The following is a 24150-nucleotide window of genomic DNA, read 5'->3' as shown; positions in this document are numbered from 1 at the left end:
TCAAGGAAATTTAGGGAATTTAGAGAAATCTGGCTTTCTTTTTTCTAAAAAGGCATTTTTACCTTCCTTAGCTTCATCGGATAAATAATATAACAAGGTGGCATTGCCAGCTAATTCTTGAATTCCTGCTTGTCCATCTAACTCAGCATTGAATGAAGATTTTAGCATACGAAGAGCTATTGGACTTTTCTCCAATATTCTTTCACACCAAGAAATGGTAGTAGCTTCTAACTGATCTAAAGGAACCACTTTATTTACCAAACCCATTTGTAAAGCTTCTTGAGCATCATATTGATCACATAAATACCAAATTTCTCTGGCTTTCTTTTGTCCAACCACACGCGCTAAATAAGATGCACCAAAACCACCATCAAAAGACCCTACATTGGGTCCAGTTTGACCAAAACGGGCATTATCTGCTGCAATAGATAAATCACAAACTACATGTAAGACATGTCCACCACCAATGGCCCAGCCAGCAACCATGGCAATTACTGGTTTTGGTATAGTTCTAATTTGTCTTTGTAAATCCAAGACATTTAATCGGGGAACTAAATCTTGACCTACATATCCCCCATCACCCCTAACACTTTGATCTCCGCCTGAGCAGAATGCCTTTCCACCCTCGCCAGTTAATATTATGACGCCAACTGTTGTGTCTTGTCGCGCTAATTCCATCGCTTCAGACATCTCCTGCACCGTTTTTGGTGTAAAAGCATTGTGTTTATGAGGGCGATTAATGGAAATTTTGGCGATTCCATTGTATTGTTGAAATAGAATTTCTTCGTACTCCTTGATCGTTTTCCAGGGAAAATTAGATGTCATGGTTTATTCGTTTTCTTGGTTATAAATCACATCCCATGTATGGTCTGCTAATAATGTTACTTGGGCTAAAAATCGACTGTATTTAAAAGAACGGCCCCATTCATGTGGAGCTACTAAAGATAGTAAATCCGTTCCATTCTCTTTTTCATATAGATAATACGTTTCACTGATGATAGGTTCAAAACCCATAGCTGCATCGTAAATTCGCTCCGATATTTCTTTTCTTTCAGCTAATAATTTGGCTTGTTTAGCCAATACCTCCATTTGTTCATACAACTGGTTCATTTGGCGGTCTGTTTGCTGCCGCATTGCTTTCACCGATCTACCTTTCGATTTTCCCATGTCCTCAGGCTTAATGACAGCAGAACCAGCCGTATGCGCATAAGGTAAAAGTCCAGGGTTTTGGGCTACTTTTTCTGGATTAATGGGATTTAAGAAAGGATCTTCAGACATGCTCAATTAATTAAGGTAAATCCTAGCTGTAACCCTCAAAATTAGAGAATGTTTGGTTAATTTTGGAATGATTCACTGATTATATGCTGGTAATTTCTCCAAAGTCCAATGTGTTCCCTGTTCCATCCACTCCTTTTGAAGCTGAGGTGATTGAATTTTGTCAATCGTGGAACGCAGGAAATGAGTGGTTTAACTTCCATACGTCGGGGTCAACTGGGCAACCCAAAGCTATTCGAATTCATCGAGATCAAATGATTCATTCTGCTCAATTGACTGGAAATTGGTTGGGATTGGAAGCTGGCGACCGTGCATTATTGTGCTTGCCCGTAAAATTTATTGGAGGCGTGATGGTTGTAGTAAGAGCCTTAGTTTGGGATTTACAACTTATCATTGTTGAGCCTAGTAACCAGCCAGATATTCCCATTGATTTATCCATACAATTGACCTCCCTCGTTCCTCCTCAATTACAACATATACTGCAAAATGACTCTTTATTGAAGCCTTTTCATCTTGCAAAAGGGGTTTTAGTGGGTGGTGCAGCTATTTCTGTTGAGATTGAAAGTCTAGCGATGAAACAAGATTTTCCAATTTTTCTTACTTATGGGATGACAGAAACGGTTTCACACATAGCTTACAGACCTATTTCTTTACAAATTGATGATTACCTAAGTCCACTTCCAGGAGTGAAACTAAAATTGAATGAGGAAGGCTGCATTTGTATCCGAGCAGAGGTGACTAATCGAGCATGGATAGAAACCAATGATTTAGCTGAATTGAATGAAGATCAACGTTTCAAGATTTTGGGACGAAAAGACTTTGTCATTAATTCTGGTGGAATGAAATTGTTACCTAGTCAAATTGAAAAACACGTTCAAGCCTATTTTTTAGAAAATGGCATTTCTAAACATTCTTTTGTAGCTGGTATTCCGGATATATTTTACGGGCAAAAAGCCGTACTTTTTATCGAATCACCTGAAGAAGTGTCATTTGAAGGTCATTTAAAACAATATTTATTACAGCATTTGTCTTCAAAACAAATCCCTAAGTCGATTATTTGCCTTCCAAAATTCTTATTTAATTCAAATGGTAAATTGGATAGCTTGAAAACGGTAGCTTTGTACCTCCAATCTTTATCCAAAGAATCTTCTGCCCATGACAAATTTTAATTTATTTTACGAGAGTGCTAACAATGTGCCAGCTCCTTACCATTTTGAATCATTAATTCGATTTATTGAATTTGGAACTCCGCAGGCGTCTTTGGAAGTGGAGATTCAATACACTGATCGGGATGATTTTTCTAAAGAAGAATTGATCGCTGAAGGTTTACCTACTGAAGAATCATGGGCCTGGAAAGGAAGCATATCACCAGCATGGCAACAAAGATTAGCCATTAGATTTGAAACATATAAATCGGGATCATGTAAGCCAAGAGATGAAGAGCCGTTTATTATGTTGGAATATCCCAATTCGACCACTAAGGTGCCAAGGATGTTGGAAATAGAAGAAAATTTAATTCAAGAATTCATTCAATCCATTTTCGAGACGGCCGGTAGAGAATTGCCTTTGTTTCTAGGGTTTCAGTTTAAAAATGAATTGGATGAATGGATTAGGATTGAAGGAGAATTATCTTTCCAAAATTTGAATTTCACTTATCAAGAATCAGGTTCAGTGCTTAAAACAATTTCAGATTGGGATCGTTTACAGACTTTAATGAATACTGTTTATATTGCTGATTTTCAAGCGGATAAAGCAAAAGAGGAATTGAGAAGCACACAGTCATTTGCTGTTTACCCTGGGGATGGCTTATGGTATGTGGCTGGAGATTCTTTAAGAAAACCTTCGGGAAATAACCGGTATTTTGATGGATTAGAAAACAGTTTAAGAGAATTATTTAAGTCTTAAAAGCTATGGTTTCACTAATAGAAGATCAAATTGCAGAAGTATTTTGGATTCAAAAATCGTCTTTATCTCGTCTTAAAAATACGACCCATAAAGAACGTATTGACAAATTGAGATCCATTGAGAAATACATGATTTCTCATAAAAAAGAATTGTTTGATGCTTTGTATGACGATTTTAAAAAACCATCTTCTGAGGTCATTTTAGCAGAACTTTTAGGTGTAAAAAGAGAAATAGATCATATATGCGCTCATCTGAAATCCTGGATGAAGCCTCAAAAAGTAGATACTCCACTCCTATTGTTAGGTACACAAGGATACGTGCAAATGGAAGCCAAGGGGATGTGTTTGATCATTGCTCCTTGGAATTATCCCTTTAACTTGGCTATCTGTCCACTCCTATTAGCTATAGCTGCCGGCAATGCAGTCATGCTAAAACCTTCTGAATTAAGCCCAGCCACTTCTACTTTTATTAAAAAAATGATTACATCACTATTTGATCGTAGTGAAGTAGCTGTATTTGAAGGTGATGCAGCGGTTTCGACCTGTTTATTAGACCAGAAATTCGATCATATATTCTTTACAGGTAGTCCCATGATTGGCAAATTAGTCATGAAGGCTGCTGCCGAACATTTAACTTCTGTTACCTTAGAATTAGGAGGAAAATCACCAGCAATTATTGGCCCTCTGGCTGATATTGAAGCTTCAGCACAAAAAATTGCCTGGGGTAAGTTTTTGAATAATGGACAGACTTGTATTGCTCCAGATTATGTATATGTACATGAGAAGCATTATTTCGCATTTTTAGAAGCACTAGAAAAGTCGGTTAATTCGTTTTATAATCCTGATAAAAAAGGTGTTCAGCAAAGTAAAGATTATGCTAGAATTGTCAATTCCAGACATTTTAGTAGGATAATGAATTTAGTGGAGGACGCTAAACTGCATGGAGCCAATATTCTATTTGGTGGAGATACAGATGAGCAAGATTGTTTTATTGCACCTACGGTATTGACTAATTGCCACCATGATATGAAAATCATGCAGGAGGAGATTTTTGGACCGATTTTACCCATTTTAGTTTATAAAGATGAGCAAGAAATTATCGACAAATTAGCAAGAGAAGAAAAACCCTTAGCATTGTATATTTTTTCAGAAAATGAAGAGTTTACTCAGCATATTCTGAAAAATACAAGTTCGGGTGGTGTAGTTGTTAATGATTGCCTTATCCATTATGGGCATGGCGAGTTACCTTTTGGAGGTGTTAATAATTCTGGAATTGGTAAAACAGGGGGTAAATACGGATTTATTGAGTTCTCAAATCAGAAATCAGTGTTAATTCAACATAGTCGAATGATGAAGTTTTTATATCCCCCTTATCAGTTAAAAGTTCGTTGGATGCTTGATTTTATTCTCAAATGGCTTTAAAAAAAGTATTCATATTCTTGTTGTGTTTGGGCATTGCCCCAATGACTATGGCACAGTTAAATTATGCCTTATTAGATCAAAATCCAGCATCAGTTCAATGGAAACGCATTCAAGTTCCTAATCATGCCATTCAAATTATTTATCCTGAAGATGCTGATAGTTTAGCTCAATTAACAGCGTTTTACCTTGAAAAACATGTAAATCAAGTTGGAAAGACTCTACCCAGCAAACTGCATCCTTGGAAAATTGTATTACAAAACAAAGGGATATATTCTAATGGTTTTGTTAGTTTGAACGCCCCTAGGGCGGAGTTTTTCTCTATTCCCACACAAAGTCCAGCTTTAGTGGGTACCAATGAATGGCTTGAGATGTTGGTGAGTCATGAAACTCGACATATGTTTCAAAATGAGTTGGGTCGACAAGGTTTAGCCAAGGTATTTAGAAGTTTATGGGGAAGTAATGGCCAAGCCTTATATTCCAATTTAATAGTACCTAATTGGCTTTGGGAAGGAGATGCTGTGGAAACAGAAACAAAGTTAAATCCTATTGGCCGAAGTAAAATACCAGAGTTCTATTTGCCTCTTCACGCGTATTTATCGGAATTTGGTATTCCATCTTACGGAAAATTGATGGGGAAATCGTTCCGAGAGTTTGTCCCTAATCACTATGTATTTGGCCAGTATTTGAGTCAATATATTCGTCAAAAACAAGGTGAATTTGCCATAGGTCAGATTTGGCAAAACGCCTTACAGCGCCCTTATCCTTTTGCATTTTCTTCGGTGGTAAAGCAAAGAACGGGATTGAGTATAGATCAGCTGAGTCAATTGGCTTTAAAGGAATTAAGTGATTCTATTCAATTGAAACAGCAAGTTAACGTCGATAATGCGGTGCAAATTAGTCCCAAGGTTTCTAAAGGATATACTCCTTATGAATATCCTTGTTGGATTTCAGATAATACATTTGTGGCAATTAAATCGGGATTTTCAAGTATTCCTGTGCTGGTAGAAGTTAGTCAGGGGCAAGAAAAGGAGTTAACGAAGCTAGGACCAATAGCAGAAATGAATATGCTTTCTGCCTCACCCAACTGGATTGTATGGTCAGAAATCAAATTTGATGTTCGTTGGGGGCAAAAGCAAGGGACTCGTTTGGTCTTATTTAATCGTGAAACAAAGGAAAAGACATTTTGGGATGGAGATGAAAAATGGATAAACCCTTCCATCAGTCAAGATGGAAAACAAGTATTAACCCTAGTCCAAAATAATTCAGGCTCATCTCATTTGTTATTATTGGATGTAGAAACCAGACAATTGATTAAAAAAATAGCTATAGCTTCTGGAGAACAGGTACTTCATGCTCGATTGGCTGACCAGAACAGGATGGTATTTGTTGTAAAAAGACAACATCAGAAATCCATTCGAGTGATGGATTTGGTGCATTTTAATCAGTTGTATGAGATTGGATTAGGGGCTAATAATATTGGTGCACCTTACTTACAAGGAGATTATGTTTATTTCAATGAACCAGTTAATGGCATTGATCAAATTGTTCGCATTCATTTAAAAAATAAACAGCAACAAATCTTAACGCATTCGCAATTTGGAGCTTATTCTGCTCAGGCTTTTAATGATGAAAAGATCATATATCAATCCTACAGAGCCTCTGGTGATGCAATCATGCAGACAAATTTGAAGAATGAGGATTGGAAACCATTCGTTTCAGAAGCTTCACCAACGTACAATCACTTAGTGAATCCTAATTATGCTGCTCAAAAATATTCTAAATGGAATATTTTTAATGTGTATTCATGGGGACCATTAATAGCAGCTCAGGGAAATCAATTGGAAGTAAGTTTATTGTCTAAAAATATAACCAATACCTTTCAGGCTGGTTTGGGGTATCAATATGATCCCAATGAGCGTGCTGGTACTCAGTTTGCTCGCTTTTCTTACCAAGGATTATTTCCAGTATTTGATGCATCGTTTCAAAATAGTCAACGTAGTACAAGTTTATATATTGATAAAAGAGCACCATTTGATAGTTTGAGGACAGATAGTTGGACGCAAACGAAAGGAGATTTGGGTATACGTTTACCTTTTAATTTGACACATTCAGCGTATTCAGAGTTTTTAACCATTTCGTCTACCTATTCTTTTTTTCAAGTCAGTGGTTATGATTTACCATTAAGATTTAAAAGTGAGGCATTTAATGGCATGTATTCATCCATGACGCACGCACTCTCCTATTCAAAATTGTTGAATAAGGCATATTGGGATGTTCAGTCACCTTGGGGATATCAAATTGGATTGCATTGGCAAGGAACCCCATTTAGTCAAAATTTGAATTCAGAAATTTGGTCTGCTCAACTAAAAGCATTTGTTCCTGGCCTATTTAAACACCATGGTATTTCCTTAAGAGGAGCCTACCAGCAGCAATCTAATGGAAACTATACATTTGCTAGTACATTAGCCTTGCCACGTGGATACACCACCGTGTTGTATAATCGATTATATTCTTTTTCTGCAGACTATAAGTTTCCTATTGCCAATACGGATTTCAATGTAGGTAGATTATTGTATGTGAAGCGATTAAAAGGTAATTTGTTTTTTGATGCATCTCAAGGAGAAAATATACTAAAAGATGGAACTACCTCCACGACTTTCCAATCATTCGGTGTAGATTTGTCGTCTCAATTTCATTTGATGCGATTTTCTCAAACATTTGAAATCGGAGTTCGTTGTTTATATAAATCTCAAACCAAGCAAATCGAGTGGTATCCTTTGGTAATCGATATAGGTTTTTAATTTTTTCTTGGATTGGACTGCTTGGATTAAGCTTTTTTTTACTTTCCTGTGAAACAAATCAAGATTCAAAAGGCGAAAAAATACCTCCTTCTACCGCATTTTTGAAAGGTGAAGATCCACAGCGGGTGATTCAATACGTCAGCGCCATTTTAGAAGATAAACCATCTTCCTCCTTATATTATATACGTTCCAAAGCTTATTTTACTCAAAGAAAGTATCTGAAAGCCTATGAAGATATACAAAGGGCCTTACAGATAGAATCCGGTGATTTGGACTTTTTATTTCTGTCGGCACAAATCCACTACCATTTAGAAGAATATACCGACGCTTTAAAAGATGCGAAATCATTAGAAGAAGCGGGTTTTTCTGCCCCAGGTTTATGGATTTTACTTGCAGAAATATATGCCCAACAGAAGCAAATTAAAATGGCCAATTACTATTTGGCTAAAAGTCTAAAAGTAGGTTTATCACCCAAGGATAGAGCTTATGTTTATACTTTGCGTAATTTATCTGTGGGCGATACTTTAGCATGGATGAAGTCTGTACGTGATAGTAGTAACATTTATCTATCTGAAACTCCCTTAGCTCGATTGTATTTTCAACATCAAGGTGTTCGAGTTCCTTTGATGATATATCAAGCTCAGTTATTAGCTGCAAGAAAAAAGTACCCCAATGACCCACATTTACTTCGTTTTTGGGCTCGCTTTTTGGCCCAAATTCGACAAATTCCTAGAGCAGAAAAAGTATATGCCAGTGTGTTGGCTTCATTTTCTAACAATATTAGTTTATTCGCTGAGCTAGGTAACTTTTACTTTAAAAATAGAGATTATTATAAATCAATCGCTTTTTATGATAAAGTGCCTAATGACAATGCATTTAGTTCTGAAGCCATGTTTACTAAGTCGATTTGTTGGCTTTATTTAGGAGAAAGGTTAAAAAGTATAGAGCTTTTGGATTCAGCTCAAAGATTATATCCTGCAGATGCTAGGTTTAAGAGTTTAAGGTATCGATTGATGAATCGAAATATAGATTCTACTCGAGCTCAAAGGGATAGTTTGTATACGGAGACACCTGAAAATTAAAATACGCTCCTAATATTCCTGCTTAATTTGTAAATTGCATAAAATTTGTTCGAATGATAAAAATTACTTTTCCCGACGGAAATATCCGTGAGTATAATTCAGGTGTGACACCTATGGAAGTTGCCTTGTCAATTTCAGAAGGTTTAGCACGAAATGTGTTGGCTGCCAAAGTGGATGATCAAGTTGTAGATGCCTCTACTCCTATTCAAAGCGATGCGCGTGTTCAATTATTGACCTGGAATGATACGGATGGGAAAAAGACATTTTGGCATTCATCTGCCCACTTAATGGCAGAAGCTATTGAGGCTTTGTATCCAGGTACAAAGTTTGGTATTGGTCCAGCCATTGAAAATGGATTTTATTACGATATAGATTTAGGAGGAAAGGAATTTGGTAGTGATCAGTTTAAGCAGATTGAAGACAAAATGCTCGAATTGGCTCGCCAAAAGAGTGAATATTTGAGAAAGCCTGTGGCCAAAGCAGATGCTATTGCCTATTTTCAGGAAAAAGATGATGAGTATAAATTAGAACTTTTAGAAGGTTTGGAAGATGGTTCTATTACTTTCTATACACAAGGAAACTTCACTGATTTGTGTCGTGGGCCTCATATTCCTCAAACTGGATTTATTAAATCTGTCAAGTTATTAAGCGTAGCGGGTGCATACTGGCGCGGCGATGAGAAGCGTAAGCAAATGACCCGTATATATGCCATCACTTTCCCTAAGGCGAAAGAATTGGAAGAGTATTTATTCCTATTAGAAGAAGCTAAACGCCGTGACCACCGCAAATTAGGCAAGGAATTAGAGCTTTTTGCATTTTCTGAAAAGGTAGGTTTAGGTTTGCCTTTGTGGCTGCCTAAAGGAACGATTCTTCGTGAAAGATTAGAGAACTTCTTACGTAGAGCTCAGGTTCGTGCAGGTTATTCTCCAGTTGTGACTCCACACATAGGAAGTAAAGAATTGTATGTGACTTCTGGTCATTATGCCAAATACGGTAAAGATTCATTTCAACCAATCAATACTCCTGATGAAGGTGAAGAGTTCTTGTTGAAACCGATGAACTGTCCTCACCACTGTGAGATTTATAAAACTAAACCTCGTTCTTATAAAGATTTACCTTTGCGTTTAGCAGAGTTTGGTACGGTTTATCGTTATGAACAATCAGGAGAATTACATGGCTTAACGCGTGTTAGAGGCTTTACTCAAGATGATGCGCACATATTTTGTCGTCCAGACCAAGTAGAGGATGAATTCATGAAAGTGATTGATTTGGTACTTTATGTATTCAAGGCGCTTGGTTTTAATGAATTTTCGGCCCAAGTTTCATTGAGAGATAAAACAGATCGGGAGAAATATATCGGTAGAGATGAGGATTGGGAAAAGGCAGAAGCAGCTATCATTAAGTCGGCAGAAGAAAAAGGCCTACCTTATGTGGTGGAATATGGCGAAGCCGCATTCTATGGTCCCAAATTAGATTTTATGGTTCGTGATGCTTTGGGTAGAAAATGGCAATTAGGGACTATTCAAGTAGATTATCAATTACCTCAGCGTTTTGAATTAGAATATACAGGTTCAGATAACCAAAAGCATCGTCCTGTTATGATTCACCGGGCACCATTTGGCTCTTTGGAGCGTTTTGTAGCAATTTTGATTGAAAATACGGCAGGAAATTTCCCATTGTGGTTATCTCCGGATCAATTGGCAGTCTTACCTATTTCCGAGAAATACGAAGATTATGCCAATGAGATTTATTTACGTTTACAAGAGCGTGATTTAAGAGGATATGTAGATCACCGTGATGAGAAGATAGGTCGTAAAATCCGAGATGCTGAAGTTTCAAAAGTTCCCTTCATGATTATTGTCGGAGAAAAAGAACAGGCAGAAGGATTGATCAGTATTCGTAAAAAGGGTCAAGGAGATTTAGGTTCGATGACTTTGGATGCTTTTATGGCTATTGCTCAGGAAGAAATTCAACAATTGACTCAGGATAGATAAGTTTTATTGGCGATTATCAATTGCTTGAAACTCTTTTGTTTGCAAATGCGTTAAAATTGATATAGCTTTCGAATTGAATACGAGAATTAACAATAATTATTAAACGAAATTTTACTTTATGGCTTTACGCCCCAATAACAATTACCGAGGAAACAAACGAGAAGAGGAGCCTTACAGAATCAATAATTTAATTCGAGGGGTTGCAGAAGTGCGATTAGTAGGAGAAAATATTGAGCAAGGTGTTTATGAGTTTTCTAAAGCGCTAGCGATAGCTGAGTCTCAAAGTTTAGATTTGGTTGAAATCTCTCCTAATGCCGTTCCTCCTGTTTGTAAGGTCATTGATTATGCTAAATTCAAGTATGATCAAAAGAAAAAGCAAAAAGAAATCAAAGCGAATGCTACGAAAACGGTTATTAAAGAGATCCGTTTCGGTCCTAATACCGACGAGCATGATTTTAATTTTAAGTTAAAACACGCAGTTAACTTCTTAAAAGAAGGCGCTAAGGTAAAGGCTTATGTTCACTTTGTTGGACGTACTATTGTTTTCAAAGAGCGTGGCGAAATGTTATTATTGAACTTCGCTAAAGGCTTAGAAGAGTTTGGCAAACCAGATGACATGCCGAAATTAGAAGGTAAGCGTATGAGCATTATCTTCTCTCCTAAAGCTGCTAAGAAATAATTTCAATTTTTTTTAATCAAAACAGGGAATTAAGGGGTATTTTTTATACTTTTGCATTCCCAATTTTAAATTTAATTTTTACAATAATGCCAAAAATTAAAACCAACTCTGGAGCAAAGAAACGTTTCAAAGTAACTGGAACTGGTAAAATCAAGCGTAAACACGCTTTTCATAGCCATATCCTTACTAAAAAAACGACTAAGCAGAAGCGTAACTTAGTTCACGCTACTTTAGTTTCTCCATCTGATATGGACCGTGTAAACTTAATGTTAGGTCTTTAATATCAATTTAAGTTATTGTTCAACCAGAAATAAGGCCTAAAGTACTGTAAGAAGTCGCCTCAATTTCAAAAAACAAATTTCTATGCCACGTAGTGTCAACCATGTAGCTTCTAGAGCTCGCAGAAAAAAAATCTTAAAATTAGCCAAAGGCTTTTATGGTCGCGGAAAAAACGTTTGGACCGTAGCCAAAAACAAAGTTGAGAAAGGTTTGCAATATGCATACCGTGATCGCAAAGTAAAGAAAAGAGATTTCAGAGGATTGTGGATTCAGCGTATCAATGCTGCTGCTCGTCAAGAAGGAATGTCTTATTCAGCTTTCATGGGCAAATTCAACAAATCAGGAATGACTTTAAACCGTAAGGTGCTTGCTGATTTAGCGATGAACCATCCAGAAGCGTTCAAAGCAGTAGTTAATAAATTAGGTTAATCCTTATTTAAATACTTAGTAAGAAAGTCCCAAAGAAATTTGGGACTTTTTTCATGCCCTTCATGTATCTTTGTTATACATCCACCAGCTAATAAATTGAATCGTCCCATTTATTTAGATTATGCTGCCACCACTCCTGTTTCCGCAGAAGTTATGGATGCTATGATTCCTTATTTTAGTTTGCATTTTGGTAATTCAGGCTCAAATCAGCATATGTTTGGTTGGGAAGCAGCTGATGCTGTAGATCAAGCCCGAAAAAGCATTGCCTCCTATTTTTCTCTTAAACCATCCTCTATCCTATTTACTTCTGGAGCTACAGAGTCTACTAATTTAGCCATTTTGGGTTTGCTAGAGCATCAAAGCCCTGGGCACATTATTTCTTCTGTATTAGAGCATAAAGCAGTGTTAGAGCCTTTAGCTTTTTTAGCTTCTAAAGGCTGGGATATTACTTACCTTAAGCCCAATGAATTAGGTGAAATAAATATAGATCAAATAAAAGCTGCACAAAAGTCGAATACCCAATTCGTATCTATCATGTGGGTTAATAATGAAATTGGGACAATTAATGATATTTCTACTATTGCTCAATGGTGTAGTAATGAAGGAATAAGTTGTCATAGTGATGCCACACAAGCCTTGGGTAAATTGGATATATCTCAAGCTTATTTACCTGATTTATTGAGTTTTTCTGGACATAAAATTTTTGGTCCTAAAGGAATAGGAGCTTTAGTTCTTAAAGATGGAATTCGTTTGCATCCAAGACAATGGGGAGGATCCCAAGAAAGAGGCTTACGTGCCGGTACTTTGCCTGTTCCTTTGATTGTAGGACTTGCCAAAGCAGTAGAAGGTATTCCACAGCTTTTGACATATTTACCTCAAATACAAGCAATCAAGCAAGAGTTTGAAAAAGCTCTTACTGCGTCCCTTGGAGAATCAATGATATTAAATTCTGTTTCTGAAAATCAGATTCCAAATATCCTTAATTTTTCCATTCAGGGGATTGACTGGGAAAGGCTTTTTAGATCGATGCCCCAATTAGCCATTTCCAATGGTTCTGCTTGCAATTCTAAATCCACATTTCCTTCCCATGTAATTAAGGCTTTGGGAAGAGATGATGATACTGCATTGTCTACAGTACGTATATCATTGGCATATACTTATTTGAAAGAGGATCATGAATGGGTTATCAATTACCTCGTTCAAAGTTTACAAAAACTACTACCATGAAAGATTGGATTCAAATAGTTAATCGACTAGAGCAATTATTATCAGAGAATACTGAGTTAGCCTTAGCCACAGTGGTACATGTGGATGGTTCGGCATATCGAAGGCCCGGTGCCCGAATGCTGGTTACAGGAGATGGAAATTGGTGGGGTGCTATAAGTGGAGGATGTCTAGAGGGAGATATGTTGAAAAAAGCACAAATGGCTATGATGACTCAACAAATCAAACTAGTGACTTATGATACTAGAGAAGACGATCCTTTTCAATTAGGTGTAGGACTGGGTTGTCAAGGCTTAATTGATATCATTATCGACCCTATTCGTTCTCATTTGGAAGCTTTTTGTTTGGCTATGAAACAAGCTATATCTTCCTATGAACCCGGGGTTTTATGTAGTAATTGGGATGAAAAAGACTTGACTTCTTTTCAGTTTATGTATGTTCCACAGTCGGATATTCATTCCTATGATGCCGATAAAAAAGAAATTTTAGTTCAAAAAACTGCACATTATCGCTTACTAGAAGGTAAATCTTCTTTGTTGGAATACATCCCTCCCATGCCTCGTATTTGGATAATGGGGAATCAATTTGATGCAATGGCTTTAATTCAACAAGTTAATTTGTTAGCCTGGGAAATACATTGGGTGGGTAATGTTCAAAAAATGAATCCTCTTGGTAAAAAATTGGTCAATCAAGTTTATGATTGGGAAATGGATTATCAAATTCTTCCTGATGATGCTATCGTCATGATGACTCATGATTTTGATCGGGATGTATTTTTAATGAAGAAATTAAGTTCATTAGAACACTTTGCTTTTTGGGGGATTTTAGGCCCACAAAAACGTATGGATAAATTACAAGGGCATTTAAAAGATGAAGGAATCGATATATCAGTGCTTAGAAAAAAAATATCCAGCCCTATTGGCCTTGATGTGGGAGCAGAAGGTCCAGAAGAAATAGCTATTTCAATTATTTCCGAAATAATTGCGCAAAAAAATAAACGAGATGGTCAGCCTCTAAAATTCAGGGAGAAGCCTATTCATGTATAATAAGACTGTTTAAAGGTGTATTTCTAACTCCTTTTAAAAACAAAAAACTCCCAGCGTATCTGCTGGGAGTTTAAATAAACCTCTAAACCTATTTAACTATTTTACTTCCTCGAAAGCTACATCTTCTGCTTCACTAGCACCATTGGCAGTGGCATCAGCTGTATTTTCTGTCGCACCTGCAGTTTCACCAGCAGCGTACATTTCTTGGGAAGCGGCAGTCCAAGCTGTATTAAGTTTTTCCAAGCCTGCATCAATAGCGGCTACATCTTGGGAAGCATGAGCTGTTTTTAATTCAGCTAAAGCACCTTCAATGGCTGATTTGTTTCCTTCGGAAAGCTTCTCTCCATATTCTTTCAATTGCTTTTCAGATTGGAAAATTAAAGCATCAGCTTGGTTGATTTTCTCAACACGCTCTTTCTCAATTTTATCGTTCGCTTCGTTGGCCTTTGCCTCGTTGCGCATTTTTTCTATTTCAGCATCTGTTAAACCGCTGGAAGCTTCGATACGGATTTTTTGTTCCTTACCTGTTCCTTTGTCTTTAGCAGATACATGTAAGATACCATTGGCATCAATGTCAAAAGTAACTTCAATTTGAGGTATTCCACGTTGTGCTGGTGGCAAACCATCTAAATGGAAGCGTCCTAATGAACGGTTATCCTTCGCCATAGGTCTCTCTCCTTGCAATACATTTAACTCAACAGAAGGTTGGTTATCAGCTGCTGTTGAGAATACCTCTGACTTCTTAGTTGGGATGGTTGTATTCGCTTCAATTAACTTAGTGAACACGCCACCCATCGTTTCAATACCTAAAGATAATGGAGTCACGTCAAGTAACAAAACATCTTTTACTTCTCCTGTTAAAACTCCACCTTGAATAGCAGCTCCTAAAGCCACTACTTCGTCTGGATTCACTCCTTTAGAAGGTTTCTTTTCGAAGAATTTTTCTACTTCTTCTTGAATTCTAGGAATACGAGTAGAACCACCTACTAAAATAACCTCATCAATATCAGAATTCGAGTATCCTGCATTTTTCATGGCTCTTTTGCATGGCTCCAAAGTACGTTGAATCAAACTATCAGCTAGTTGCTCAAATTTAGCGCGTGTTAAATTGCGAACTAAGTGCTTTGGAATACCATTTACCGGCATAATATAAGGCAAATTGATTTCAGTTGAAGCACCAGAGCTTAATTCAATTTTAGCTTTTTCAGCAGCTTCTTTTAAACGCTGAAGAGCCATTGGATCCTTACGCAAGTCGATATTTTCATCTGAAATAAATTCTTGAGCCAACCAATCAATGATTACTTGGTCAAAATCATCTCCACCTAAGTGAGTATCACCATCAGTAGATTTTACTTCAAATACTCCATCACCTAATTCTAAGATAGATACGTCAAATGTTCCACCACCTAAGTCGAACACAGCAATTTTCATATCTTTACCTTGCTTGTCAACACCATAAGCTAAAGCAGCAGCTGTTGGCTCATTGATGATACGTTTCACTTCTAAACCTGCAATTTGACCTGCTTCTTTAGTAGCTTGACGTTCAGCATCATTAAAGTAAGCTGGTACTGTTATAACAGCTTCGGTTACAGTTTGTCCCAAATAATCTTCTGCAGTTTGCTTCATCTTGGTTAAGATTTGTGCAGAAATTTCTTGTGGAGTATATAAACGATCACCTATGCGAACACGAGGAGTATCATTATTACCTTTTTCAACTTGATATGAAATAGTTTTTAATTCAGAACTAACATCACTATATTTTTTACCCATAAATCTTTTAACAGATGATATGGTATTTTGAGGGTTGGTAATCGCTTGTCTTTTGGCAGGATCTCCTACTTTACGCTCACCATTCTCTAAAAACGCTACAATTGAGGGAGTTGTCCTTCTTCCTTCTGAGTTAGCAATAACAACTGCCTCATTTCCTTCCATTACGGCCACACATGAGTTGGTGGTACCTAGGTCAATTCCAATAATTTTTCCCATGATTATTATTTTATTTTTTCCTCCCATGTAACAAGGAATATGCCATGAGAGTCGTTTTAATTAAATGCTGACATATTGTCACATACTGTCCCCGGAATAATAAAATTCAATAAATTTCGTCAGTAAATAGGCATATATGTTATCTTTGTGAATAAGAAAATATGTTCAATTATGTCTGAATTTAATGACTTTACGTGGGTAGAAGGTTCAGAGCCTCATCGTCAACGTACAAGAGAAATCATCAAGAAACACCCCGAAGTAAAAAAACTTATTGGAAAAAATCCGAATACCATTTGGTGGATTTTAGCTTGTGTAGGATTACAAATTACCCTAGCTTATTTTTTAAAGGATTCACCCTGGTGGCTAATTGTCGCTGTAGCTTGGTTTGTGGGAGCCTTCCCTACTCACACATTATTTGTTTGTATCCATGAGACTGCCCACAATTTAGTATTTAAAAAGAATTCATGGAATGTGTTTGCTGGGATTATAGCTAACTTCCCCTCCTTATTCCCTACTGCCATTTCTTTTAAAAACTACCACTTAAAGCATCATGCTTTTCAAGGAGTACATGAATTGGATGCAGATTTGCCTGATTATTGGGAAGCAAAATTGATCAACAACTATTTCATAGGTAAAGCAATCTGGCTGCTACTTTTTCCTTTCTTTCAAGCTATCCGTACTATTCGCTGTATCGAATTAGCCGTTTTTGATCGTTGGGTAATTATGAATATCATAGCTCAATTCGCTTTTGATGCATTGATTGTGTATTTATGGGGCTGGCCAGCATTGGCTTACATGGGTTTAAGTTTCATGTTTTCAGTAGGTCTACATCCACTTGGTGCCCGTTGGATTCAAGAGCATTATTTAGTTTTAGATAAAAATCAGGAAACGTATAGTTACTATGGTGGATTGAATGGAATCAACATGAACGTGGGTTACCACAATGAGCACCACGATATGCCTTCTATTCCATGGAATAATCTTCCCAAGTTAAAAGCTGCAGCTCCTGAATACTATGACAATTTGAAATACCATACATCTTTTGTCAAATTGTTCTTTACTTTCCTGTTCTCTCAAGAAGTGGGATTATATTCAAGAATTGCTCGTAAAGAGCGTGGTGGGGTTGTTTTAACGGATGTTTCTACACCTGATATCGATTTAGCTAAAGATTAATTAATCTTTTAATAGCAGTAAAAAGGCCTCATTTAGAGGCCTTTTTTTATAGATTGACAGTTGAATTAGCTACAATTTCATACTTCTTATCATGTATGACAATTTCAGTATCATGATTGGCTAAATTTTGCACTTTCACTCCTTCTCGATTCACTTCTATTTCTAAATGATCTTGCCTGAAGTTGATTTTAAAACGATAGCTCTTCCATTGTTTTGGTAAAAATGGAGCTAAGTGCAATAGGTTGTTTTGAACACTTTGACCAGCAAAACCTTTGATGATGGACATCCAGGTTCCAGCCATACTGGTAATATGACAGCCATCTTCCGTGTCATTATTATAATCATCTAAATCCAAGCGTGCAGCACGAGTATAAAATTCATAGGATTTATCTTCTTTACCCAGTTTCGCCGCCAAAATACTATGTACACATGGGCTCAAGGATGATTCATGTACAGTTAGAGGCTCATAAAAATTGTAATTTCTTTCAATTTCCTCCAAAGTGAAATCCGATTCAAAAAAGTACATACCTTGTAAAACATCTGCCTGTTTAATATAACAAGATCGTAAAATTCGATCCCAAGACCAATGCTGATTGATGGGGCGCTGATGAGCAGGTATATGATTTACAGAAGCTATTATTTTATCTAAAAAGCCGTCTTGCTGAAGATAAACTCCTCTTTTCTCATCCCTAGGAAAGTACATATGTTGAACAATATGTTCAAATTCAGTTAATTCCGTAACAGAAAATTGACCTTTTTCAAATTTCAGATTGGCCTCCTTGGGATATAATTGGCTAATTTCTTGATAAACCTCTTGCACATACTTTAAGCACCATACTGCCAAATAATTGGTATACCAGTTATTATTGACATTGTTTTCATATTCATTTGGTCCAGTGACACCCAGCATGACATATTTTTGCAGATTTTCTGACCAATTGACACGTTGTTTCCAGAATCTAGCAATCGCAATTAAAACATCCCAACCAAAATCAAGCAAATGTTGCTTATCATCTGTGTATTGCACATAATCCTTAATGGCATAAGCGATAGCCCCATTTCGATGAATTTCTTCGAATGTGATTTCCCATTCATTGTGACATTCTTCTCCATTCATAGTGACCATAGGGTAAAGCGCTGCACCTTGATTAAAACCAAGTTTTTGGGCATTTTCAATGGCCTTGTCCAATTGTTTCCAACGGTAGATCAAGAGATTTTTGGCAACTTGTGATGGCGCTGTTGATAGGTAAAAAGGAATGCAATATGCTTCAGTATCCCAATAGGTGGAACCGCCATACTTTTCTCCTGTAAATCCCTTTGGACCAATATTTAAGCGATCATCTTTACCTGTATAGGTTTGATTGAGTTGAAAAATATTGAATCGAATACCTTGCTGTGCGGCTACATCACCCTCTATAACAATGTCATTACTATCCCATTTCTTTGCCCAAGCCAGTGCGTGTTCTTTCAACATTTGATCAAATCCTTTGGAAGTAATCTTGGTGAGGTATTGCGATAATTTTATTTCAAATTCGGAAGTAGAGTAATTTTCTGAACTTAAATTAACAGCATATTTTAGTATGGTAGTAGTCTCATTTTCAAGCACTTTTACATGGTAAGTTAAAGCACTGTATTTTTCTTTTGTCTCGAATTCGGCTAAATGATCTACTTTTTTTCCAGCTTGATATATTTGAACTTCCTGTCCAGTAATAACTTCAAAGTGGGTCTTTTTTGTTTTAGACCAAACAAAAGATTGATTTTCGGAGGCGTTTACTTTGACTTGGTCCCAAAATTTTTCATTATAATTCGAATCTTTGTTTTGAATATCACCATCAATAAATGCTTTGATTTGAATTAGTCCTGAGAAATTGATGGGTGTAATCGAATAAGAAATAGCACCAGATTCGTCGTCTGCCATACTATTAAAACGAAGGGATTCTATTTTTAATCGCATGCCATTAGCCAAGGAAATATCACATTTTCGATGTAGAAAACCCTCTTTCATATTTAATTCACGATAAAAATCATGCATGGTAGCTTGATGTAAATCGACCTTCACTCCTTCTATTTCAATGTCAATTCCAATCCAATTGGCGGCGTTTAATACTTTAGCGAAATATTCTGGATATCCGTTTTTCCACCAACCTACACGTGTTTTATCTGGATAGTACACTCCTGCTACATAATTTCCTTGAAGTGTTTTTCCTGTATAAGTTTCTTCGAAATTGGCTCTTTGACCCATTCGTCCGTTTCCTAATGAAAAAATTGATTCCGTAATTTCATTGAACTCGGGATGAAATTTATCTTCGATCACTTTCCACTCATCGTGCTTTAAATATTGCTTCATATTTGTCTAATTAGGGTCGAAAAAAGTAAATTATAAAGTCAAAAAATCGGATACTTGTATTTCGGTAAAGGAAGAAATAATTTTATCAGCTCCACTTAAAACCAAAGGCGAACCAATTCCAATGACTTTCATTCCACCTGTTTTGGCCGCATCTATGCCTGCTTGGGCATCTTCAAAAACAATGCATTCTTCTGCGGTGCAGCTAAGTGCTTCTGCACCTTTTTGGAAAACTTCTGGATCGGGTTTGCTTTTAGTGACTTTATTCCCATCAATTATGGCGTGGAACCAGGTAATTAAGCCCGTTTTTTCTAAAATGATTTGAGCATTTTTACTGGCAGAACCTAAGGCAATCAAATACCCTTGTTCTTTTAATTGCTGTAAAAAAGGAATGACTCCTGGCAAAATTTCGCTGGAATTCATATTCGAAATAAGCGCTAAATAATTCTCATTTTTTTCTTTGAGCCATCGATCTTTTTGCTCTTGGGTAGCCTGATAATTTGCCCACTGCAAGATTTTTTCCAATGATTCAACTCGAGAAATACCTTTTAGTTCTTCATTCTGCTCATGACTTAATTCAAAATCAAATTGTTTTCCTAAGGTTTTCCAAGCTTGAAAATGGTAAATTGCTGTATCTACAAGAACGCCATCAAGGTCAAAAAGACAGGCTTTATACTTCATTTTATAATTTTAAGGGTTATGCTATATTTCAAAAATACGAGATTTTCAGCTGGGTAAAAAGCTAAATTTGGCTTATTTGAGCCTTTTATCTTGTATTTGAGGAATTATTTAATTTTATTTAAAAAGAATTAAACTGGTCTAAGACCCATATTTTTACAATTGCATGACCCTGAAATAAATGAAAGATAATAACTCCCATAAGTTTATTGTATATCAAATGATGTTCCATTTATGGGGTAATACAAATACAGATTTAGTCTTTAATGGTTCATGCCAAAGAAATGGAGTAACCAAGTTTAAAGATGTTTCATCGAAAGCTTTACAGGCATTAGCAAAAAAAGGATTTACTCATATTTATGCTACTGGTATTATTGAACATGCGACCATGGAAGATTTTTCTGCTTATGGTTCGCCTTTGGATCACCCTTCTATCGTTAAAGGGCGTGCAGGTTCTCCTTTTGCGATCAAAGATTATTATGATGTCAATCCCTTTTTAGCCACAGACCCAGCCAAAAGATTGGAAGAGTTTGATGAAATGCTGCTTAGAATTCATGCTTGTGGTTTGCAGTTAATTTTAGATTTTGTCCCGAATCATTTAGCTCGACAATATTATTCAGATAAAAAGCCCATTGGTGTAATTGATTTTGGTGCGAATGACCAGACAGATAAATCATTTGACCCCAATAATAACTTTTATTACTTACCTGGTACTCAATTTTCTGTTCCAGAAGGACTTGATATACCTGTTCCATTTTCTATTCCCTACATTGAAATTCCAGCCAAAGTGAGCGGGAATAATGTTTTTTCTGCTCAGCCGTCCAAAGATGATTGGTTCGAAACAGTGAAGTTAAATTATGGCATTGATTTTCAACATGGAGAAACGACATATTTTGATCCTATACCAGATACTTGGTTAAAACTGTTAGATGTTCTGACTTATTGGACGAACAAAGGGGTGGATTCTTTTCGCTGCGATATGGCTGAAATGGTTCCTGTAGCATTTTGGGCATATGTCATTCCTAAGATTAAAGCTATTAATCCTAAAATAACTTTCATTGCCGAAATTTATCAACCTCACCGTTACCATGAGTATATTTTCCGAGGTGGATTTGATTATTTATATGATAAAGTGGGGCTATACGATGCTTTAAGAAGGTTAATGGAAGAGAGACCAGAGGCTACAGTAGAGGATATTACGCGAGTTTGGCAAAATGAATCTGGTGATTTTGCGGAGCATATGTTACGCTTTTTGGAAAATCACGATGAAACCAGAATAAATAGTCCTGGTTTCGCCCAATATAACCTATGGTCAACTATTCCAGCCATGGTCATTACAGCTTGTCTGCATCATGGGCCATTGATGACCTATATGGGGCAGGAATTTGGTGAACAAGCTAATGAGGTAGAAGGATTTAATATGGCGCAAGACCGAACTACGATGTTTGATTTTTGGAGAGTAGAGACGCATCAAAGGTGGATGAATCAAGGGAGCTTTGATGAGGCACTATTAACTACAGAGGAGCAACAATTGGATGAATTTTACGTGGATTTATTCCAATTTGTGCATTCTCATCCCGCAATTCAAAAAGGGCAATTTTTTGATTTGCAATATGCTCAAAATGAGGCCTATCCTAAACGAAAAGTTTATTCATTTTTGCGATATACTGCTAAAGAGAAATTGTTAATCGTATGTAATTTTGATTCTCAATATTCCTATTCAGTGGATATTCATTTACCTACATTAGCTAAAGATATGATGAAGGTGTCTAAGGTAAAATTAAAATTGGATAAAGCATTTATTCCTCCTGCTTTAAAAGAACATAAGCAAGCCATCAATGAGGCTATTTTGCCTCCTAATAGTGCTTATATATTTAAGCTTTCATGATTTTCTTGATGCATACCTATATGCGATATTTACTATTTCTGTATTGTCTTGTTTTTAGTCTGGAAGGAAAGGCGCAAGAGAAATGGATTCCATTGGATTTGCAAAGCAGAATAGTTTTAGCAGAAAAAAATAGAAATCATGTGATTTTGGCAGAGTATTTCTTAGGAAAACCCTATGTGGCGAATGCCCTTTCGTCTGAAAATCCTGAGAAATTATATGTTTCCTTAGAGGATTTTGATTGTGTTACATTCATTGAAAATGTTATGTCATTATATCAATCCAAAGGTCAGGATTCTCTTTATAAGAAAAACTTAATTCATTGGAGATATTCCCAAGCAAAGGATATTCGATTTGAAACAAGAAATCATTATTTCTCATCCGCGATGCAACAATTAATAAAAGATGCATGGATTAGTCCTGTTCACAGTCCTGAGGAAATACAAATCAATAAGAGCTTTACTTTTTTATCTCAATTTTATCTGAAAAAGAATAAGAACATTTCTATTCCTGCTTTAGAACAAGTTGAGAATCAATTGAGATTTAGCCCTTTTACCTATGTCCCCACAGCTCAAGTAAGTAAACTACTCCCAAGTTTAAAAGAAGGTGATATCGTTACTTTTGTTTCCAAAAGAAATGATTTGGATGTACAACATACAGGCTTTCTGACTTTTAGAAAATCAAATTGGTATTTACTCCATGCTTCTCAAGAAGTACGAAGGGTCTGCGTGTCGGATAAGAATTTATTGGAATACTTAAAATCGCATCCCTCCTTTCTTGGCATTCAGGTTTTTAGACCTAATTTTAGTAAATGAAAATATACGACTTTGATCGAGTAATTGATCGTAAAAATACTTCTAGTTATAAGTGGGATAATCCCTTGTATCAAGGTAAACCCATGCTACCTATGCCTGTGGCAGATATGGAATTTGCTGTGGCTGATGAAATATTGGAAGCATTAGATAACACAACTCAACATGGTGTTTTAGGTTATTCTATAGTCCCAGATTCATTGAAATTATTGGCTCAAAAAAAAATACAAGAGGATTATCAATGGGAAACCGAGCTAGAGTGGCAAGTATGGCTACCTGGAATTGTGCCTGGCATAACCTTAGCTTGTGATTTATTTGCCAATGAAACAAGAGGAGTAGCAACAACTATACCTGTATACCACCCTTTTCATCTAATTCCAACATGGTTAGGTAGACCTTTAATTACCTTTCCTATGGTAGAAAAAGAAGGCCGATGGACATATGATTTTATAGCATTTGAGGAAGCTTTAAAAAAACAACCAGCTGTTTTTTTGTTTTGTAATCCACATAATCCTGGGGGTACCGTATTTAATCAAGCCGAAATTGATCTAATAATAAGTCTATGTAAGCAATATGATTGTATGATTATTTCTGATGAAATACATGCTGATTTACGCATACATCCCCAATCGAAACATATTTGTATTGGCCAATTCATCGAAGAAATACCCTCAATTAGTTTCTTTGCTACGTCAAAAGCCTTTAATACTGCTGGCTTAGGAGGTTGTGTAGCTATTATTCCTCACAAATCTACTCGAGAAGCTTTTGTAAAGAAAACCTTTGGGTATATGCCCATGCTGAGTCGGCATAGTATTGATGTAATGTCGGCAACTTACCAACACGGTTCGAATTGGTTATCTCAATTAATCCCCTATTTGAAACAGAATCATGATTTTCTCATGGATTTTGTCAAGCAACAAGCAGGTTTGGATATGATTCCATTAGAAGCAACTTATTTGGCTTGGATTTCATATGATCAAAGTTGGGGAGATTTACCCGAGCGACTGTTGGAACATGGACTACATGTATTGCGTGGAGAACAGTTTAAGGGAAAAAACTTCATACGTTTGAATTTTGCTTGCCCTCATTCTCAGTTAGAGGAAGCCTGTCAGATTATTGCCAGTTTGTCACACTAAC

20 protein-coding genes are annotated in these 24150 nt (G+C 36.5%); 15 read left to right on the top strand and 5 right to left on the bottom strand.

Going from position 1 to position 24150, the window contains the following annotated elements:
- Complete coding sequence (gene menB / locus EWU22_RS09200; RefSeq protein WP_109323037.1) at positions 1 to 825, bottom strand: 1,4-dihydroxy-2-naphthoyl-CoA synthase; 825 nt, start codon at positions 823 to 825, stop codon at positions 1 to 3.
- 3 nt (positions 826 to 828) lie between these two features.
- Positions 829 to 1278 carry a DUF2452 domain-containing protein gene (locus EWU22_RS09195; protein ID WP_109323036.1) on the bottom strand — a complete coding sequence of 150 codons (450 nt, stop codon included), beginning with the start codon at positions 1276 to 1278 and terminating at the stop codon, positions 829 to 831.
- 83 nt (positions 1279 to 1361) lie between these two features.
- Here EWU22_RS09195 and EWU22_RS09190 point away from each other — a divergent pair, with 83 nt between their 5' ends.
- The 11 genes from EWU22_RS09190 (at position 1362) to EWU22_RS09140 (ending at position 14135) form a co-directional block, all read left to right on the top strand.
- Positions 1362 to 2444: an AMP-binding protein gene (locus EWU22_RS09190; protein WP_130925296.1), complete on the top strand. Its 1083-nt coding sequence runs from the start codon at positions 1362 to 1364 to the stop codon at positions 2442 to 2444.
- Positions 2431 to 3180: a hypothetical protein gene (locus EWU22_RS09185; protein ID WP_109323034.1), complete on the top strand. Its 750-nt coding sequence runs from the start codon at positions 2431 to 2433 to the stop codon at positions 3178 to 3180. Before EWU22_RS09190 ends, EWU22_RS09185 begins: the two co-directional genes overlap by 14 nt.
- Positions 3181 to 3185: 5 nt before the next feature.
- Positions 3186 to 4601 (top strand): aldehyde dehydrogenase family protein, encoded by a 1416-nt coding sequence (locus EWU22_RS09180; RefSeq protein WP_130925295.1) that lies wholly within the window; start codon positions 3186 to 3188, stop codon positions 4599 to 4601.
- Between the two features lie 47 nt (positions 4602 to 4648).
- Positions 4649 to 7402: a hypothetical protein gene (locus EWU22_RS09175; protein ID WP_130925294.1), complete on the top strand. Its 2754-nt coding sequence runs from the start codon at positions 4649 to 4651 to the stop codon at positions 7400 to 7402.
- A 101-nt stretch (positions 7403 to 7503) separates the two neighbouring features.
- Positions 7504 to 8484: a tetratricopeptide repeat protein gene (locus EWU22_RS09170; RefSeq protein WP_161566825.1), complete on the top strand. Its 981-nt coding sequence runs from the start codon at positions 7504 to 7506 to the stop codon at positions 8482 to 8484.
- 53 nt (positions 8485 to 8537) lie between these two features.
- A complete protein-coding gene (gene thrS / locus EWU22_RS09165) occupies positions 8538 to 10478 on the top strand; it encodes a threonine--tRNA ligase (protein ID WP_130925292.1) in 1941 nt (646 codons plus the stop codon).
- Between the two features lie 118 nt (positions 10479 to 10596).
- Positions 10597 to 11157, top strand: a complete 561-nt coding sequence (gene infC / locus EWU22_RS09160) for a translation initiation factor IF-3 (RefSeq protein WP_109323029.1) — start codon at positions 10597 to 10599, stop codon at positions 11155 to 11157.
- Positions 11158 to 11243: 86 nt separating this feature from the next.
- The gene (gene rpmI, locus EWU22_RS09155) at positions 11244 to 11438 is read left to right on the top strand and encodes a 50S ribosomal protein L35 (protein WP_109323028.1); all 195 of its coding nucleotides are present in this window, start codon (positions 11244 to 11246) and stop codon (positions 11436 to 11438) included.
- Between the two features lie 82 nt (positions 11439 to 11520).
- On the top strand, positions 11521 to 11865 hold the full coding sequence (gene rplT / locus EWU22_RS09150) for a 50S ribosomal protein L20 (RefSeq protein WP_109323027.1): 345 nt from the start codon (positions 11521 to 11523) through the stop codon (positions 11863 to 11865).
- Between the two features lie 96 nt (positions 11866 to 11961).
- Positions 11962 to 13092: a cysteine desulfurase family protein gene (locus EWU22_RS09145; protein ID WP_130925291.1), complete on the top strand. Its 1131-nt coding sequence runs from the start codon at positions 11962 to 11964 to the stop codon at positions 13090 to 13092.
- The gene (locus EWU22_RS09140) at positions 13089 to 14135 is read left to right on the top strand and encodes an XdhC family protein (RefSeq protein WP_161566824.1); all 1047 of its coding nucleotides are present in this window, start codon (positions 13089 to 13091) and stop codon (positions 14133 to 14135) included. The genes EWU22_RS09145 and EWU22_RS09140 overlap by 4 nt, the downstream gene beginning before the upstream one ends.
- Before the next feature lie 96 nt (positions 14136 to 14231).
- Here EWU22_RS09140 and dnaK read toward each other — a convergent pair whose 3' ends face one another.
- A complete protein-coding gene (dnaK, locus tag EWU22_RS09135) occupies positions 14232 to 16121 on the bottom strand; it encodes a molecular chaperone DnaK (RefSeq protein ID WP_130925289.1) in 1890 nt (629 codons plus the stop codon).
- 171 nt (positions 16122 to 16292) lie between these two features.
- On the opposite strand from dnaK, the gene EWU22_RS09130 reads away from it, so the two are divergent.
- Positions 16293 to 17294, top strand: a complete 1002-nt coding sequence (locus EWU22_RS09130; protein ID WP_109323024.1) for a fatty acid desaturase — start codon at positions 16293 to 16295, stop codon at positions 17292 to 17294.
- A 46-nt stretch (positions 17295 to 17340) separates the two neighbouring features.
- On the opposite strand, the gene EWU22_RS09125 is transcribed toward EWU22_RS09130, so the two are convergent.
- Both EWU22_RS09125 and pgmB read right to left on the bottom strand, forming a co-directional pair.
- Positions 17341 to 19641, bottom strand: a complete 2301-nt coding sequence (locus EWU22_RS09125) for a family 65 glycosyl hydrolase domain-containing protein (protein ID WP_130925288.1) — start codon at positions 19639 to 19641, stop codon at positions 17341 to 17343.
- A gap of 30 nt (positions 19642 to 19671) precedes the next feature.
- On the bottom strand, positions 19672 to 20319 hold the full coding sequence (gene pgmB / locus EWU22_RS09120; protein ID WP_130925287.1) for a beta-phosphoglucomutase: 648 nt from the start codon (positions 20317 to 20319) through the stop codon (positions 19672 to 19674).
- Positions 20320 to 20497: 178 nt separating this feature from the next.
- Here pgmB and EWU22_RS09115 point away from each other — a divergent pair, with 178 nt between their 5' ends.
- The 3 genes from EWU22_RS09115 to EWU22_RS09105 are packed head-to-tail and all read left to right on the top strand — an operon-like array spanning position 20498 to position 24149.
- The gene (locus EWU22_RS09115) at positions 20498 to 22204 is read left to right on the top strand and encodes an alpha-amylase family glycosyl hydrolase (RefSeq protein WP_130925286.1); all 1707 of its coding nucleotides are present in this window, start codon (positions 20498 to 20500) and stop codon (positions 22202 to 22204) included.
- 20 nt (positions 22205 to 22224) lie between these two features.
- Complete coding sequence (locus EWU22_RS09110; RefSeq protein ID WP_161566823.1) at positions 22225 to 23016, top strand: N-acetylmuramoyl-L-alanine amidase-like domain-containing protein; 792 nt, start codon at positions 22225 to 22227, stop codon at positions 23014 to 23016.
- Positions 23013 to 24149 (top strand): MalY/PatB family protein, encoded by a 1137-nt coding sequence (locus EWU22_RS09105; RefSeq protein WP_130925284.1) that lies wholly within the window; start codon positions 23013 to 23015, stop codon positions 24147 to 24149. The genes EWU22_RS09110 and EWU22_RS09105 overlap by 4 nt, the downstream gene beginning before the upstream one ends.
- The last annotated feature ends 1 nt before the right edge of the window (position 24150 follow it).

The sequence above is a fragment of the Aquirufa nivalisilvae genome (assembly GCF_004307455.1).
GTDB classification, from domain to species: domain Bacteria; phylum Bacteroidota; class Bacteroidia; order Cytophagales; family Spirosomataceae; genus Aquirufa; species Aquirufa nivalisilvae.
This window is presented reverse-complemented; position numbering and strand designations above follow the sequence as displayed.